General features: G+C 70.3%; 11 protein-coding genes. 4 read left to right on the top strand and 7 right to left on the bottom strand.

Going from position 1 to position 16,587, the window contains the following annotated elements; all coding sequences use genetic code 11:
• Positions 1-69 precede the first annotated feature (69 nt).
• The 3 genes from CLV30_RS04140 to CLV30_RS04150 all read right to left on the bottom strand — a co-directional run bounded on the left by CLV30_RS04140 (position 70) and on the right by CLV30_RS04150 (position 5,985).
• Positions 70-3,726, bottom strand: a complete 3,657-nt coding sequence (locus CLV30_RS04140) for a LamG-like jellyroll fold domain-containing protein (protein WP_106535903.1) — start codon at positions 3,724-3,726, stop codon at positions 70-72.
• A 343-nt stretch (positions 3,727-4,069) separates the two neighbouring features.
• Entirely contained in the window at positions 4,070-4,330 is a 261-nt protein-coding gene (gene rpsT / locus CLV30_RS04145; protein WP_106535904.1) for a 30S ribosomal protein S20, read from the bottom strand.
• Positions 4,331-4,644: 314 nt separating this feature from the next.
• A complete protein-coding gene (locus CLV30_RS04150; RefSeq protein WP_106535905.1) occupies positions 4,645-5,985 on the bottom strand; it encodes a peptidase C39 family protein in 1,341 nt (446 codons plus the stop codon).
• Between the two features lie 193 nt (positions 5,986-6,178).
• Here CLV30_RS04150 and lepA point away from each other — a divergent pair, with 193 nt between their 5' ends.
• Positions 6,179-8,056 carry a translation elongation factor 4 gene (lepA, locus tag CLV30_RS04155; protein ID WP_106535906.1) on the top strand — a complete coding sequence of 626 codons (1,878 nt, stop codon included), beginning with the start codon at positions 6,179-6,181 and terminating at the stop codon, positions 8,054-8,056.
• Positions 8,057-8,108: 52 nt separating this feature from the next.
• Here the strand turns inward: lepA and CLV30_RS04160 are convergent, their stop codons facing one another.
• Positions 8,109-8,654: an NUDIX hydrolase family protein gene (locus tag CLV30_RS04160; RefSeq protein WP_106535907.1), complete on the bottom strand. Its 546-nt coding sequence runs from the start codon at positions 8,652-8,654 to the stop codon at positions 8,109-8,111.
• Positions 8,655-8,842: 188 nt separating this feature from the next.
• Here CLV30_RS04160 and CLV30_RS04165 point away from each other — a divergent pair, with 188 nt between their 5' ends.
• From CLV30_RS04165 to hemW, 3 genes are all read left to right on the top strand, one after another.
• Positions 8,843-9,991: a glycosyltransferase gene (locus CLV30_RS04165; RefSeq protein ID WP_165358432.1), complete on the top strand. Its 1,149-nt coding sequence runs from the start codon at positions 8,843-8,845 to the stop codon at positions 9,989-9,991.
• Between the two features lie 61 nt (positions 9,992-10,052).
• Positions 10,053-11,891 carry an AMP-dependent synthetase/ligase gene (locus tag CLV30_RS04170; protein WP_106535909.1) on the top strand — a complete coding sequence of 613 codons (1,839 nt, stop codon included), beginning with the start codon at positions 10,053-10,055 and terminating at the stop codon, positions 11,889-11,891.
• Between the two features lie 131 nt (positions 11,892-12,022).
• Complete coding sequence (gene hemW / locus CLV30_RS04175; protein WP_106535910.1) at positions 12,023-13,249, top strand: radical SAM family heme chaperone HemW; 1,227 nt, start codon at positions 12,023-12,025, stop codon at positions 13,247-13,249.
• Positions 13,250-13,309: 60 nt separating this feature from the next.
• Here the strand turns inward: hemW and CLV30_RS04180 are convergent, their stop codons facing one another.
• From CLV30_RS04180 to CLV30_RS04190, 3 genes are all read right to left on the bottom strand, one after another.
• Complete coding sequence (locus CLV30_RS04180; RefSeq protein WP_106535911.1) at positions 13,310-14,152, bottom strand: DUF3097 domain-containing protein; 843 nt, start codon at positions 14,150-14,152, stop codon at positions 13,310-13,312.
• Positions 14,153-14,280: 128 nt separating this feature from the next.
• Entirely contained in the window at positions 14,281-15,771 is a 1,491-nt protein-coding gene (locus CLV30_RS04185; RefSeq protein WP_106535912.1) for an MFS transporter, read from the bottom strand.
• A 63-nt stretch (positions 15,772-15,834) separates the two neighbouring features.
• On the bottom strand, positions 15,835-16,479 hold the full coding sequence (locus tag CLV30_RS04190; RefSeq protein ID WP_106535913.1) for a TetR/AcrR family transcriptional regulator: 645 nt from the start codon (positions 16,477-16,479) through the stop codon (positions 15,835-15,837).
• Positions 16,480-16,587: the final 108 nt, after the last annotated feature.

Below are 16,587 nucleotides of genomic sequence, written 5' to 3' on the forward strand. Positions count from 1 at the left end.
TCGACGGGGTGCCGAGCCGGCCCTCGGTAGCGCCGGCCCGGCACCCCGCACGTTGTCAACCCGTGGGTATCACGGCATCGGCAATCGTGCGCTGCTGAACCTCGTCACCGAGATCGTGTCGATGATCGGTGCGTACTGCGAACGCAGGTGGATGCCCGGCCACAGGTCGTCGCTGTACGTCTCGCCGTCGAAGTTCGGCTTCTCCTCCGACGAGAACACGACCGTGTTGGCCCCCGCCTCCAGCCGCACCGGAACGGTCAGCTCCCAGAAGTTGTTCTCGTGGAACGAGCCTGGGAACAGCACGCTGCGCCGTGCGTCGCCGTTGACCGAGATGTCCGCGCGCCGGGCCATCGGGTTCGGGTTGTAGTGCGAAGCCTCGGACTGTTCCGGGTTGGCGTAGCGGACCCGCATCGCGTACGTGCCGGGCTCGTCCACCGTGACATCGAACTCCAGGGTGTTCGAGTTGCCCGGCTCGCCGCCGATTCCGCTGACCGCGGAGCCGCCGCTGGCCAGCGAGAGCGAGGTGACCTCGGCGGAGCCCGTGGTGGTGGCCTCCTCCGCCTGGTAGCTGGTCGTCTCGAGGACGTCGGTGCCCGGCCGGACCTCGAGCCGGTCGATGAGCGAGCGCCCGGCTCGCCCGGTGAGCGTGACCTTGTTGATGCCGCCGGAAAGCGAGACCGCGACCGCCGACGTCTTGGGCGCCACCCGCATCACGTCCTCGCCGTTGACGGCGAGCTGTGTGGTGCCACCGCCGAGCGTGTGGACGTCGATGGTCGACTCCGCGTCCTTCTCGGAGTACACCCAGAACGTCGCCGTGTCGCCCTCGCCGATCTCGACCGCACCGGAGCCGGTGGCGCCGCGGCGCTTCACCCGCGGGTCCGCGTAGACCGGGTCCGCGCCGTTCAGGCCGGCCGTCTCGGCCTCGTAGATCGTGCTGCTCGCCTCCGGGTCGGGCAGGGACAGCGTGATCCGGTCGATGAGCGCGTCACCCGTGGTCGCCCCGGACCCGTCGAGGCTGCGCGCGGCCAGCGAGATGGTGTGCTTGCCCTCGGTCAGCTCGACGGTGGTGTCCGCGTGGTCCCAGACCACCCACTTGTACCCCAGCGGGAGGAACAGCTCCTGTTCCGCCTTGCCGTCGACGCGGACGAACACGTTGGTGGGGCCCTGCTCCTGCACGAGGTCGTGCGTGTTGAGGGAGTTGGCGAAGACGCTCAGGTCGTACGTGCCGTCCTTCGGCACGTCGACGGTGAAGTCGAGCACCCCGTCCGAACCGGTTCGCAAGCCGCCCACGTCGAACCCGCCGGAGGTGTAGAACTTCGACACGTCGTCCGGCGAGCCCTCGGGGCCGTTCAGGCTGTAGCCCGATCCGGTGTACTCGGCGTCCTCGGCCTCGTACGAACGCTCCCACAGCTGCGGGGGGACCGCGGCCGCCGTGCCGTCACCGGCCGGCGTCAGCACGATCTCGTACGCGGAGGACTCCTTCATGGCCGGGAGGTCCTCGCCGAAGTCGAAGCTCACCGAGCCGTCGGTCACCTCGACGTTCCGCTCGGCGATGATCTCCGGCTGGGGGGAGTCGCCGATCTGCCCGGTCCAGGGGATCTCCCTGATCCACGCGTGGACCCGCTCGCCGAGCAGATCGGCCGGCACGTTGTCGAACGTGACGTGCCCGGTCCCGTCCGAGCCGCCGAACAGCGCCCTGGCCTGCTGCTTCCGTTCGTCGAGCGTGGCCACGCCCTGCATGGTGTAGTTCTCGCCGGGGAACGGCGGGCTCACCCGGACGGTGTGCCCGCTCATGCCGGCGTAGGTGTTGAACAGCCACCACTGGCCGTTGCCGCGGTTGGCCTGCACGGCGCTGTCGGAGAGGTTGCCGTTGATGTTCCAGAACGCCATCATCGCGTCGACCTTCGACTCCTCGATGGCGGAGATCCACTGGATCATCTGGCCGGGGACGGAGGTGTGGTAGTTGAACGCGTACTCGTTGATGTTGATCGGCAGTTCGGTGCCCTCGTGCGGAGTGCCCGCGAAGACCTCGGCCTCCCACTGCCGGTACCTCGCGACCGAGTCACGGACGTTTTCCGGGTGGCTCAGTTCGTGCCAGGTGATGACGTCCGGCACCGTCCCGGCCTCGACCGCGTGCTCGAGGAACCCCTTGACCTCGTCGTAGAGCGCGCTGGTGTTCGGGCCCGAGACCCGGACGCCGGGCAGCTTCTCCTTGATCATGGCATAGGCGCGGTCCCAGGCGCGGAAGTAGTCGGCCGGGTCGTCCAGCCAGCTGACGCCGTTGTAGCTCCACTCGCCGGTGCCGAACATGTTCCCTTCGGGCTCGTTGAACGGCTCGACGACGATGTTGTCGCGGTACTCGGGGTCGAGCTCGCGGATCTGGTCGAGCTGGCGCTCCAGGACGTCCATGTACCCGGAGAGCTTCTCCTGCGGGGTGTCGCCGGGCCACTGGTACGGGAAGCCCCGGTAGAAGTCGGTGGTGCGGACGTAGACGTCGCCGTCGGTCGCGTCGGCCAGTGGCTTCACCACCTCGAGCGCGTCCGACCCGGGGTGCTGCGCGCCGTCCTGCCCCTTGGTGGCGACGCTGCGCACGTTCATGCCCTCGATGATGTTGCTGGTGGGCACGCCGTCGCCGTAGAGGCCGTACAGGCTGCCCGACGCGCCGCCGTGGAACGCGCCGGTGTTCTGCGCGAGGTCCACGGTGAGCTCGTTGCGGACGACGGTGATCTCTGCCGTCACGGGCAGGCTGCCGACGGTTCCGGCGACGGTGAACGTGCCGGGCTGCCCGTAGGCGCCGGGATCGACGTCGTCCCACTCGACCGGCACCTCGCGGTCGTAGCCGTCGGAGTAGGTCGCGTCGACGGCGCGCGGGAGCTCCGGGGCGACCCCGGTCCTGGTGCTCACCTCGAACGTGTCCTGCGACAGGCCGGTCGGTACCGGAACCTCACCGGGGTGCAGCTCCGCGACCTGGTCGCCGGTCAGCGCGGACCGGTAGATCCGGAAGTCGTCGACGGCACCGGCGAACAGCGGGTCGGGGTAGAACGAGTTGCCGATGTAGCCCGCGGTGGACGTGGCGTCGTCGACGAGCTGGTCCGCGGACACGGTGGTCGGCGCGGATCCGACCGGGGCGCCGTCGAGATAGGTGGTGACCCGTCCGGCGTCGGTGTCGAGCGTGACGGTGACGGACTTCCACTCCTGCGCCGGAAGCGCCGCGGACCCGGTGACCTGGGCCTCGCCGCCGGCACCCGAGGTCGTGACGGCCGTGCGCAGGTCGCCGTCGCCGTTGCTCGGCGTGCTGAACAGGTACCTCGTGGTGTCCGATCCGAGCGCGTAGATCCATTGCCAGGGGGCGCTGGTCCCGTCCCACCGGACCCGCGCGGAGACGGTCAGGTCGGTGGCGCCGTCCAGTGCCGCGGCCGGCAGCTCGACGTGTGCGCCGTCGGAGCTGGAGCCGCCGGGCAGGTCGAGGGCGGTGCCGTCGCCCACGCCGTCGACGAGCGAGGCGGTGGAACCGTTGACCAGCGTGCCGTCGAGCCCGTTGCCGGATGCGTCGGTGATGACGCCGCTGGTCGGATCGCCGGAATCGAAGTTGTAGTGGAGCGCGGGTTCAGGGACGTCGGTGGCCGCGGCCGGGACGTCCTGGCCGCCGGCCAACGCGAGAGTGCCCAGCGCCATGGCGAGCATGGCTGACACGGCGGTACGTGGTCGTGGTCTCGTGTGCACCATCGTTGCTGCTCCTGAGCTTGTCGGTGGTGTTTCGAACCGGTTCGAATGTCGGGCGGATCAATGGCTTTCGGGTTCGGTTCTGGTGTGACTCGGTGTGGTCGTCGCCGGCGCCGGCGCGCTTGGCGCACTAGTGTGAACGCTCACAATCCGTCGGTCAACCCCCGCGGCCGACCAGTCGGCCGTGCCAGGGCAAGCGACGTGGTGTCCGCGTCTCGCGCCGCCGGTGGTCGGTCAGGGCGGCGCCGAGCGCTCGCCGGGACCTGTCACGCGCAGCGGTCGGAGCACGAGAAACGGCGCCGCGCCCCGGTGTGGGGCACGGCGCCGTCTCGCGCGTCGACGGTCGTCAGAGCATGGAGGCACGCTTCGCGATGGACGACTTGCGGTTGGCCGCCTGGTTCTTGTGGATGACGCCCTTGGACACCGCCTTGTCGAGCTTGCGGGAGGCGCTGCGGGCCGCCGCGGTCGCGCGTTCGGTGTCGCCGTTGGCGGCCGCCTGTTGGAACTGGCGGATCGCCGTCTTGAGCTCGGACTTCACCGACCGGTTGCGCAGCCGCGCCTTCTCGTTGGTGAGCATGCGCTTCTTCTGGGACTTGATGTTCGCCACGGACGTGTGCCTTCGCTTCGATCGGACAGGTCAAGAGGGCGTCGGATATCCTCGGGACACACGGCGGTGGGGAACCACCGTGGGCGGCGTGAGGTACTCCGGCGCATCCGCGACCTCGGCGGACGCGCGATGAGCAAGCGTACCAGCCGCGACGGCGTCCCTGCGAATCCGGCTGATCCCTCGCCACCCGTGAGCGGTCCTTGCGCGTGTCAGCGTCGAATGACGCGGTGATTGGGCCCGCACGCGTCGCTTTTCGCAGTAAGGAGCGCTCACACACGCAAGGATGCGGCAACCGTGCACGCCGCGCGGCTGGGTCACCAGGAGCCGTGGCCGCCGTCCGGGAGCGGGACGTCGTACGGGCGGATGACGTAGGCGATACCACCGGAGCCGCCCGCGACCGATCCGTCGGCGAGGCGGCGCTGCGTCCGCAGCCACACCCGTTCGAACTGCTCACGCGGATACACCCGCCGGACGGAGTCGTTCGAGTCGGCGGCGGGGTCGTTGACCACGACGTCGCCGTCCGCCGTGAATCCCACGACGACGAACAGGTGCCCGGCGGTGCCGTAGCCGGCGCCGTCGAGCTCGTCCGCGGTGAACGACTGCGACGTGACCACCGGGATGCCCGCCGCGATCAGCCGTTCGAGGTCGTCGAGGGAACGCAGACGGGTGACGAACGCGTCGAGCTTGCCGGACGAGGCGGCGTAGGCGGTGTTGAACGGCCAGTTGCCGGCGCCCTGGTAGGCGTGGTCCCAGGTCACCCGCGCGGCATGGGCGACCTGCGGGTCGGTGTAGCCGGGCTCGATCCAGTCCATCTCGGTGCTGGACGGGCCGGCGCCGAAGTACTCCATGACCATGGTGGTCGACGCCGGGCTGCACCACACCTCACCGCCACCGCCGTACTCCGGGTAGTTGCCGCTGTGGATGTTCTGCGAGCGCCGTGGAACGTCCAGCTCGGTGCCCCAGGCGATGCTGCCCCGGCTCGGCTCCACCGCGAAGCGCTCGGGTACGTGCGAGGCCATCGAGCCGATGGACCACACCCGCGGTGTCGCCAGCGACCCAGGTGAGCGGTGCAGGCGCAGCCGGAGCTCGTACCCGCGGATCAGCACGTCGGCGCCGTCCTCGACGGCCACGGTGTCGGTGTGCACGGCGCTGCGGCCGTCGGACTGGTCCGGGACGCTGGTGCGCCGGATGCTGGTGTCGCCGGTGGCCCAGTTCCCCAGGTCGTACCACGGTGAGGTCTCGCCGTCGGTGTACGTGGCACGCAGTTCGACCGAGATCCACGTGCCGTGCGGTGTCGAGGCGTTCCACGAGGGCACGAGCTCGTTCGCGGCGAAGTCGAGCTCGGTGAACGGCGACGTCCAGGTGGCGTACTCCCAGCTGGTGGTGGCGCCGGTGTTCGGGTCGGTGTAGTCGGTGGTGCCGGCGGGAGTGCTCATCATCACGCCGGCGTGCGGACCGGGCAGTACCCACACGCCCTGCGACGTGCCCGACCGCCAGTCGGCGCTACCGCTCCAGCGGCGGACGTCCACCTGCGCGTCCCTGGCCCGTGAGGCACGGTCCGGCTCGTCGTCCGGGCCGGGCGTGCCCGAGGACGGCACCACGGACAGCGCGAGCAGCGCCGTGGTGACGAAGGCGACGACGAGCGGGCGTGGCATGTGAGACTCCCGGTACGCGGGACCATTCGACGAGGCACACTATGACGCCCGCGAGCTCCCGGGCGCCAGCCGGGGTGTTCGGCGCGTCGGCTGCGCTGTGAGCGGGGGCCGTGAGCATGGGATGATGGAGGAGCCGGCCGGTCCCGAGCCGCCGGCCGCACACCCACCGAACAGGAAGTCTTGAGGACGCTGCGTGCCTGCCAGTGTGAATGCGCCCGTGCCCTCCGCGACGCCGCCGGAGCTGCTACGGAACTTCTGCATCATCGCTCACATCGACCACGGCAAGTCGACCCTGGCCGACCGGATGCTGCAACTCACCGGCGTGGTCGAGGACCGGTCCATGCGAGCGCAGTACCTCGACCGGATGGACCTGGAGCGCGAGCGCGGCATCACCATCAAGAGCCAGGCGGTCCGCCTCCCGTTCACGTCGTCGGAGGGTGAGTTCGCCGGCCGGACGTACGCGCTCAACCTCATCGACACGCCGGGTCACGTCGACTTCTCCTACGAGGTCAGCCGCAGCCTCGCGGCATGCGAAGGGGCAGTCCTGCTGGTCGACGCCGCGCAGGGCATCGAGGCGCAGACGCTGGCCAACCTGTACCTCGCCATGGAGCACGATCTGCAGGTCATCCCCGTGCTGAACAAGATCGACCTGCCGGCGGCGCAGCCGGAGAAGTACGCGGCCGAGATCGCGCACCTGATCGGCGGCTCGCCGGACGACGTCCTGCGGGTGAGCGGCAAGACGGGCGAGGGCGTCGAGGAACTGCTCGAGCGCATCGTCTCCGAGGTGCCGCCTCCCGAGGGTGACGCCGACGCCCCGGCCCGGGCGATGATCTTCGACAGCGTCTACGACAGCTACCGCGGCGTCGTGACCTACGTGCGCGTGGTCGACGGCGAGTTGTCGCCGCGCGAGCGCATCCTGATGCTGTCCACCAAGGCGACGCACGAGCTGCTCGAGATCGGCGTCATCTCGCCGGAGATGAAACCGACCGCGGGTCTCGGCGTCGGCGAGGTCGGCTACCTCATCACCGGTGTCAAGGACGTCCGGCAGTCGAAGGTCGGCGACACGGTGACGTCGGCGTCCGCTCCGGCCCCCGAGCCGCTGCCCGGATACCGCGAAGCCAAACCGATGGTGTTCTCCGGGCTCTACCCGCTGGACGGGTCCGACTATCCGGTCCTGCGTGACGCGCTGGACAAGCTCAAGCTCAACGACGCCGCCCTGGTCTACGAGCCCGAGACGTCCAGCGCGCTGGGGTTCGGCTTCCGGTGCGGGTTCCTGGGTCTGCTGCATCTCGAGATCGTCCGCGAGCGGCTGGAGCGCGAGTACGGGCTCGACCTGATCTCCACCGCGCCCAACGTCATCTACCGGGTGTTGCTAGAAGGTGATGCGGACGGCTCCGAAATCATTGTCACGAACCCGAGCGAGTTCCCGACGGGCAAGATCGCCTCGGTCAGCGAGCCGAGCGTGCGCGCCACGCTGATCGCGCCGAGCGAGTTCGTCGGCGCGATCATGGAGCTGTGCCAGTCCCGGCGCGGGTCGCTGCAGGGCATGGACTACCTGTCCGAGGACCGGGTCGAGCTGCGTTACGCGCTGCCCCTCGCCGAGATCGTGTTCGACTTCTTCGACGCGCTCAAGTCGCGGACCCGCGGCTACGCCAGCCTGGACTACGAAGCCGTCGGCGACCAGGAGGCGGACCTCGTCAAGGTCGACATCCTGCTCCAGGGCGAGCCGGTCGACGCGTTCAGTGCCATCGTGCACAAGGACAAGGCGTACGGCTACGGCGTGGCGATGGCCACGAAGCTCAAGGAGCTCATCCCGCGCCAGCAGTTCGAGGTTCCGGTGCAGGCGGCCGTCGGGTCGCGCATCATCGCCCGCGAGAACATCCGTGCCATCCGCAAGGACGTCCTGGCCAAGTGCTACGGCGGTGACATCACCCGTAAGCGCAAGCTGATGGAGCGGCAGAAGGAAGGCAAGAAGCGGATGAAGATGGTCGGGCGGGTCGAGGTGCCGCAGGAGGCGTTCATCGCCGCGCTCTCGTCGGACTCCGCCGGCGGCCAGACGTCCAAGAAGTGACCGAGCCGCCCGGCGGGCCCTCGTGGTGTCGGCAGGGGCGTCGGCCCCGGGGTCAGCCGGCCGGCGGGTAGCCCAGATGGGCCAGCGCCTGGCGCAGCAGCAGCCCGTGCCCGCCCAGCATCTCCTTCTGCACGGCGTCGTCGGCGGCGTCGGACGGCGGCAGCCACACCAGGTCGAGCGCGTCCTGGCGGGGCGTGCAGTCGCCGGTGACCGGGATGACGAACGCGAGCGCCACGGCGTGCTGGCGCGGGTCGTGGTAGGCGCTGGCCCCGGGCGTCGGGAAGTACTCGGCGACCGTGAACGGCAGTGGTGAGGCCGGGATCTGCGGCAGGGCGTGCGGTCCGAGGTCCTTCTCGATGTGGCGTTTCAGCGCGTCGCGGACGCGTTCGTGGTGCATGACCCGTCCGGCGACGAGCTCGCGATGGATCTCGCCCTCGGGGGTGGAGCGCAGGAGCAGTCCGAACGCGGTCACGACGCCGGTGTCGTCGACCCGTGTCGGTACCGCGTTGACGTACAGGATCGGTAGCCGCCGCCGGGCGAACTCGAGGTCTTCCGGATCGAGCCAGTTCTCGTGCGTGTCCACCGCGGTCCTGTTCATGACGTCCGTTCTACCTGACGATGATCGGGCCCGCCCACCCGACCGTGCTGCTCGCTCCCATGATCATCGGCACTTACCGGCCATATGGCCCGGAAAGTGCCGATGATCATGGGGACGGGGCGGCGATGTTCACTGGGGTGTCACGTCGCCGTCCCCCGGCGCACGCACGGCGCCTGCACGATGCTGGCGTGCGCATCCTGCAGGCGGCCAACTTCGTCGCGCCGCACTCCGGTGGCATCCGGACGATGATGCGGCACCTGGCGGACGGCTACGCCGCGGCCGGACACGAGGTCGTCGCCGTCGTGCCGGGGGAGCGGAACACGACGAGGACGACCGGGTACGGGCGCCTCGTCGAGATCGCCGCGCCGACGATCCCCGGCACCGGCGGTTACCGCATGATCACGGCATGGCGCACCGTCGAGGACCTGCTCGCCGCGGTCGCGCCGGACCGGGTCGAGGTGTCCGACCGGCTGACGCTGGGCCGGATCGGCCCGTGGGCCCGCCGCCGCGGGATCGGCGCCGTCGTCTTCTCGCACGAACGGCTGGACGCGCTGCTGCGGTTTCATCTCGGCCGCGCGCTGCCGACCGCGCGGATCGCGAACGCATGGAACCGCAGGCTGGCCGCGTCGTTCGACACGGTCGTGTGCACCACCCGGTGGGCGGCCGAGGAGTTCGTCCGCGTGGGCGTGCCGAACCTCGCCCACGTGCCGCTCGGCATCGACCTGGAGACCTTCCATCCGAGCCGCCGCGACCCGGCGCTGCGCACCCAGCTGGCGCGCGGCGCGGAGGTGGTCATCGCGACTGCCGTGCGGCTGTCGCCGGAGAAGCGCCCGGACCTGCTGGTGCCGATGGCCGACGAACTGCGCCGGCTCGGCGTGCGTGCCCGGCTGGTGGTCTGCGGGGACGGCTCGGTGCGTGATCTCGTGGCGGCGCAGGCCGTCGGTAAGCCGGTCACCATGGCCGGGTTCGTCGCCGACCGCGAACGGCTGGCGTCGATCCTGGCGAGCGTCGACGTGGTCGCCGCGCCCGGGCCGTACGAGACGTTCGGGCTGGCGGCGCTGGAGGCGATGGCCTCCGGGACGCCAGTGGTCGCCAGCTCCTCCGGGGCGTTGCCGGAGCTCGTCGTCGGCGACGCCGGGCGCACGGCACCACCGGATCCGGCCGCGATGGCCCGGGCGGTCGCCGAGCTCGCCGACCTGGGCGCACCGGCACGGGCCGCGGCGCGGTGCCGTGCGCAGGAGTACTCGTGGTCGGCTACGGTGGAGGAAATGCTTGCGGTGCACGGTTTGGACACAGGTAGGCCGCAGAGGCTGTCGCAGGGAGCTACCAGGTCGTAACCTTCCTCCCACCTGACCGTGTACCGACCGGCCCGCCGCGGACGGTGATTGGGGAGGAATCATGAGCGTCGGCACGACAGACAAGGCCGAGCTGGTCGCGGACCGGCCGGTGTCGATCGGCCGGATGTTCGCCGATCGTGTGGACGCCACGCCCGACCGCGAGGCCTACCGCTACCCGGACGGCTCCGCGTGGTCGTCGCTGACCTGGGCGCAGACGAAGGACCGGGTGTGGGCACTCGGCGCCGGTCTGCTCGCGCTGGGCATCGAACACGAGCAGCGGGTGGCCATCGCGTCGTCCACCCGGATCGAGTGGATCCTGGCCGACCTCGCCATCAACTCCATCGGCGCGGCGACCACCACGATCTACCCGTCGACGACGCCGGAGGACGTCTCCTACATCCTGGGCGACTCCGAGACCCGGGTCGTGTTCGCCGAGAACGCCGAGCAGGCGCAGAAGATCATCGATCACCGTTCCGAGGTCGGCGCGCTGACGAAGGTCGTGGTGTTCGACGACGCCACGGGTGTCGACCAGGACGACGACTTCGTGCTGACGTTCGCGGGGCTCGAGCAGATGGGCCGCGACCTGCTGGCCGAGCGGCCGTCCGCGGTGGACGACGCGCTCGAGGTGGTCGGGCCCGAGACGCTGGCGACGCTCATCTACACCTCGGGGACCACCGGGCGTCCGAAGGGCGTGCGGCTGGTCAACGACAACTGGGTCTACGAGGGTGCCGCCGTCGACGCCTTCGGCATCCTCTCCATCGACGACCTGCAGTACCTGTGGCTGCCGCTGTCGCACTCGTTCGGCAAGACGCTCGAGGCGATTCAGCTGCGCATCGGGTTCGCCACCGCCGTCGACGGCAACCTCGACCACATCGTCGAGAACCTCGGCGTGGTGAAGCCGACGTTCATGGCCGGCGCGCCCCGCATCTTCGAGAAGGTCCGGGCGAAGGTCATCACCGGCGTCGAGGCCGAGGGCGGGCTGAAGAAGAAGATCTTCGACTGGGCGTTCGGCGTGGGCGCCCGGGTGTCCCGGATGCGCCAGGCCGGGCGCGAGCCCGGCGGGTTGCTGGCGGTGCAGTACACGCTGGCCGACCGCCTCGTGTTCGCGAAGATCAAGGAACGCATGGGCGGGCGTATCCGGTTCTTCGTCAGCGGGGCGGCTGCGCTGTCCCGCGACGTGGCCGAGTGGTTCCACGCCGCGGGCATGCTCATCCTCGAGGGCTACGGCCTGACCGAGACGAGCGCGGCGGTGTTCGTCAACCTGCCGCACGACTGCCGCTTCGGCACCGTCGGCCCGCCGGCGCCCGGTACCGAGGCGAAGATCGCCGACGACGGCGAGATCCTGGTCCGCGGGCCGGCGGTCATGCGGGGCTACCACCAGCGTCCCGACCTCACCGCCGAGGTGCTCGACGACGACGGCTGGTTCTACACCGGCGATCTGGGTGAGCTCGTCGACGGCTACCTCCGGGTCACCGACCGGAAGAAGGACCTGATCAAGACGTCCGGCGGCAAGTACGTCGCGCCGCAGAAGATCGAGATCATCTTCAAGGCGGTGAGCCCGTACACCAGCCAGATCGTCGTCCACGGCGACGGGCGGAACTACTGCACGGCGCTCATCACGCTGGACCCGGAGGCGATCAGCGAGTGGGCCGAGCAGCACTCGATGGGGCACCTGTCCTACGAGGAGCTGACCCGGTCCGAGGCCGTCCACGAGCTGATCCAGGGCGCGGTCGACCAGCTCAACCAGCGGCTGGAACGCTGGGAGACGGTCAAGGACTTCGAGATCCTCTCGCATGATCTCACCGTCGAATCCGGCGACCTGACGCCGAGCCTCAAGGTCAAGCGCAAGGCCGTCGAGAAGAAGTACATGAACGTCCTCGACAGCATGTACACCCCCTGACCTCCGGGTCGTGAATGATCCACGTTGTTGACGCATGGATGGAATTCCATGCGTCACCACCCCTGCATGCCTGGTGACGCGTGCAATCGCCTGGTGATGGCCACAGCCCTCGCCCGGGGGACAATGGACGTGTGCCCTCCACGCTGCCCGACGGCGCGCCCGCGCCGGTCGACGGAACGCTGCCGGCGTCGGCGCTGAACGGCGTCGGCGACCGCCCCTTCGGCATCTACCTGCACGTCCCGTTCTGCACGACCCGGTGCGGCTACTGCGACTTCAACACCTACACCGCCACCGAGTTGGGAACGGCCCCGGGCGCGTCCCGGTCCACCTGGGCCGACGGCGCGACGGCCGAGCTGCGGCTGGCGCGACGCGCGCTCGGCGCCGCTGACGTCGAGGTGTCGACGGTGTTCGTGGGCGGGGGCACGCCGACGCTGCTGCCGCCGTCCGAGCTGGCCCGGGTGCTGGACGTCGTCGACGGCGAGTTCGGCCTGGCCCACGACGCCGAGGTGACGACCGAGGCCAACCCCGAGTCCGTCAGCAAGGCGTCTCTCGACGAGCTGCGTGCGGCGGGTTTCACCCGGGTGTCCGTCGGCATGCAGAGCGCCCGGCCACACGTGCTGTCCACCCTCGACCGCGTGCACACCCCCGGACGTCCCGCCCGGGCCGCGGCCGACGCGTACGCCGCCGGGTTCGAGCACGTCAGCCTCGACCTCATCTACGGCACGCCCGGCGAGAGCCTGGACGACTGGCGCGCCAGCCTCGAGACGGCACTGGAGTCCGCTCCCGACCACGTCAGCGCCTACGCGTTGATCGTCGAGGAGGGCACGGCGCTGGCCGCGCGGATGGCCCGCGGTGAGTTGCCGATGCCGGACGACGACGATCAGGCGGACAAGTACCTGCTGGCCGACGACCTGCTCGCAGCCGCGGGCTACGACTGGTACGAGCTGTCGAACTGGGCGACGATGGCCGACGCGCGGTGCCGGCACAACGAGCTGTACTGGACCGGCGCCGACTGGTGGGGCGTCGGGCCCGGCGCGCACAGCCACGTCGGCGGCACCCGCTGGTGGAACGTCAAGCATCCGGCGGCGTGGGCCGGGCGGCTGTCCGACGGTTCCAGTCCCGCCTACGCGCGAGAGATACTGGACGCGGCGACCCGCCGCACCGAGCGCGTCCTGCTGGAGGTGCGCCTCGCCGGCGGCCTGGACCTGGGCCTGCTCGACGACGACGGCCGCCGTGCCGCCGAGCACGCGGTCGAGCGCGGACTCGGCGCGGCCGACGCGTTCGCGCACGGACGGCTGGTGCTCACCCGTCAGGGGCGGCTGCTGGCCGACGCCGTGGTGCGCGACCTGCTCGGCTGATCGGCCGGCTTCCGGTGCACTGCGGCGATCAGCCGAACGGCAGCGCGGCGACGGCGACGATCAGGCGGACGACGGCGCGGTGACGAAGTCGATCAGCTCTTCGACGCGGCCCAGGAACGACGGTTCCAGGTCGGTGTACGACCGCACCGACGCCAGGATGCGCTGCCAGGCGGCCGGCGGCTCCTCGGCCCAGCCGATGCGCTCGAGGACGCCCTCCTTCCACGGCACACCCTTGGGCACGTCCGGCCACTCGCGCAGTCCGAGGACCGACGGACGCACGGCCTGCCAGACGTCGACGTAGGGGTGCCCGAGTACCAGGACGTGCTCGCCGGACGGACCGCCGGTGACCTGCTGCGCGAGACGGGTCTCCTTCGAGCCCGCGACGAGGTGGTCGAGCATCACGCCGAGGCGCCGCTGCGGTCCCGGTGCGAACTCGTCGACGATCGCGGCGAGGTCGTCCGCGCCGCCGAGCTCTTCCACCACGACGCCCTCGACCCGCAGGTCGTGACCCCACACCTTCTCGACGAGCTCGGCGTCGTGCTTGCCCTCGACGTAGATGCGGCTCTCGCGGGCGGTGCGGGCGCGATGGTTCAGCACGGTGACCGATCCCGATGCGCTGCGGGCGGGTGCCGTCGGAGCGGACGCGGCGGTCGGCCGGACCAGCGTGACCGGTGCGCCGTCGATCCAGAATCCCGGTCCGAGCGGGAAACTACGCAGTTTCCCGTGCCGGTCCTCGAGCGTCACGCCGTGTTTGTCGCACTCGACGACGGCCCCGCAGAAGCCGGACTGCACGTCCTCGACGACGAGGCCGGTCTCGGCCGGCTGCTCGACGCTGGCCCGGCGCTTCGGGTGCGGCGAGCTGGTCAGGACGTCACGGCCGTAACGGTCGGAAGAGCTGCTCACGGACCGTGACGCTACTCGGTCCCGGACGCGGGAACCGGCAGCGACACGTCACCGTCGTCGATCGCGGTGACGTGTCACTGCCGACACGCTCGTCCGGCCCGCCCGAGGACGTCGGGCGGGCCGGCGGGTCAGTGCGCCATGACGGGCGCGGCCTCGCCCTCGTCGTCTTCGGCGACCGCCTCGGCGCGCTGTGGCTCGGCGTTGACCAAGGTCCCGGCGACGGCGGCCGCCACGGTCAGGATGCCGACGGCCCACCACAGCGCGGTGCTGTAACCCTCGACCATGCCCGCGTGCTGCACCAGCACCGGCGACTCGGCGCCGGCGATGTTCGCCGCGATGTAGGACGAGGTGGCGCTGGCGGCGATCGTGTTGAGCAGCGCGGTACCGATGGCGCCGCCCACCTGCTGCGAGGTGTTGATCATGGCCGAGGCGATGCCGGCGTCCCGCGGCTCGACGCCGTACGTCGCGAGGCTCATCGCGGGCATGAACGTCGAGCCCAGTCCGAGGCCGAGCATGATCATAGCCGGCATGAGCAGGCCGACGTAGGAGCTGTCGACCTCCATCTGCGCGAGCAGCAGCATGCCGCCGGCTGCGAGCAGCAGGCCCGGCGTCATGATGTAGCGCGGCGGGACGCGGGTCATCAGCCGGGCGCCGATCTGCGTCGACCCCGTGACCATGCCGACCACCATCGGCAGGAACGCCAGCCCGGTCCGGATCGGGCTGTAGCCGCGCACCTCCTGCATGTAGTACGTCAGGAACAGGAACAGCCCGAACATCGCGATGACGGCGAGCCCGAGGGCCAGGTAGACGCCGCCGCGGTTGCGGTCGAGCACCACGCGCAGCGGCAGCAGCGGAGCCTTGACCCGCTGCTCGACCAGCACGAAGCTGCCCAGCAGCGCGACTGTCAGCACGAACATGGCGATGGTTCCGCCTTCGGACCAGCCCTCCGACTCCGCGCGGGTGAAGCCGTAGACCAGCGAGACGAGCCCGAGTGTGCCGAGCAGTGTGCCCGGGATGTCCAGCGGAGAGCGGTTCCGGCCGGCGGGGTCCGTGACCTGCGTCATCGCGCCGACGAACGCGACGGCGGCGATCGGGATGTTCACGAAGAAGACCCAGCGCCAGTCGAGGTACTCGGTGAGCAGGCCGCCGAGGATCAGGCCGACGGCGGCACCGCCGCCGGCGATGGCGCCGAAGATGCCGAACGCCTTGGCCCGCTCCTTGCCGTCGGTGAACATGACGGACAGCAGCGAGAGCGCGGCCGGCGCGAGCAGGGCGCCGAAGACGCCCTGAAGTCCGCGTGAAGCGAACATCATGGCGCCTCCGGTGGCCGCGCCGCCGATGGCCGAAGCGCCGGCGAACCCGACGAGGCCGGTGAGGAACGTCCGCTTGCGGCCCCACATGTCGGCGACGCGCCCGCCGAGCAGGAGCAGGCCGCCGAAGGCCAGGGCGTAGGCGGTGATGACCCACTGCCGGTTGCCGTTGGATATGTCGAGGGCTTGCTGAGCGGACGGGAGGGCGATGTTGACGATGGTCGCGTCCAGCACGACCATCAGTTGCGCCACCGCGATGAACGCGAGTGCTTTCCAGCGCCGTGGATCGGGCTGAAGGGTTTCAGACATGAGCGGGGTCCAACCAATCGGCTTCTGGTGCGGATAGACGGGTTCGGACGGGGATCGGGATGGTCAGGCCTCGCGGTGTTCGAGGTCTTCGATGTTCGCGGCGGATCCGGTCAGCGTGGACCGGGCGGGCGTACGGAGCCCGTCGAGAAAGAGTTGAAGGTGCCGGTGGACGTAGCGGTCGATGTCGACACATGCGGTGCCGGGCACCGGCCGCGTGAGCTGGGTGATCGCCAGCATCAGGTCGCCGAAGCCGACGTCGGGCCGCAGCCGGCCGCTGCGGTGCGCGGCTTCGAGCACGCGGTTGATCGCTCCGTCGAGACGGGTGCGTGCCTCGACGACGTCGGGGGCCGTCTTGTCGAAGCCGGTGCCGAGCAGCGAGCACAGCGCCCCGACCCGTTCGTCCGCGGCGTGGTGGACGAACCGCTGGAGCGCGTCGAAGGCGTCCGGCTCCTCGGCGAGGGCGGTCTCGGCCGCGGCAGTGACCCGTGCCATCGAATCGATCGTCACCTGGTGGATCAGCTCGGCGCGATCGACGAAGTGCCGGTACAGCGTCGCGTTGCCGACCCCGGCGCGTTGCGCGACGGTGTCCAGCGGCACGTCCGGGCCCTGTTCGACGAATGCGTCGCGGGCAGTGGCGATGATGCGTTCGCGATTGCGCGTGGCGTCGACGCGAAGGCGTGGCCGGGTCTGTTCCGCGGTGGCGGTCATGGTGGTCGGATTCCTCTCCGGATCGAGCACACGGCAACCGGGGAGGTTCTCCCCGGTTGCCAGCACACCCACTCAAACGGAAAGGGAGTCCCCGGAAATTTCCGCACC

The sequence above is a fragment of the Haloactinopolyspora alba genome (assembly GCF_003014555.1).
Classification (GTDB): Bacteria; Actinomycetota; Actinomycetes; order Jiangellales; family Jiangellaceae; genus Haloactinopolyspora; species Haloactinopolyspora alba.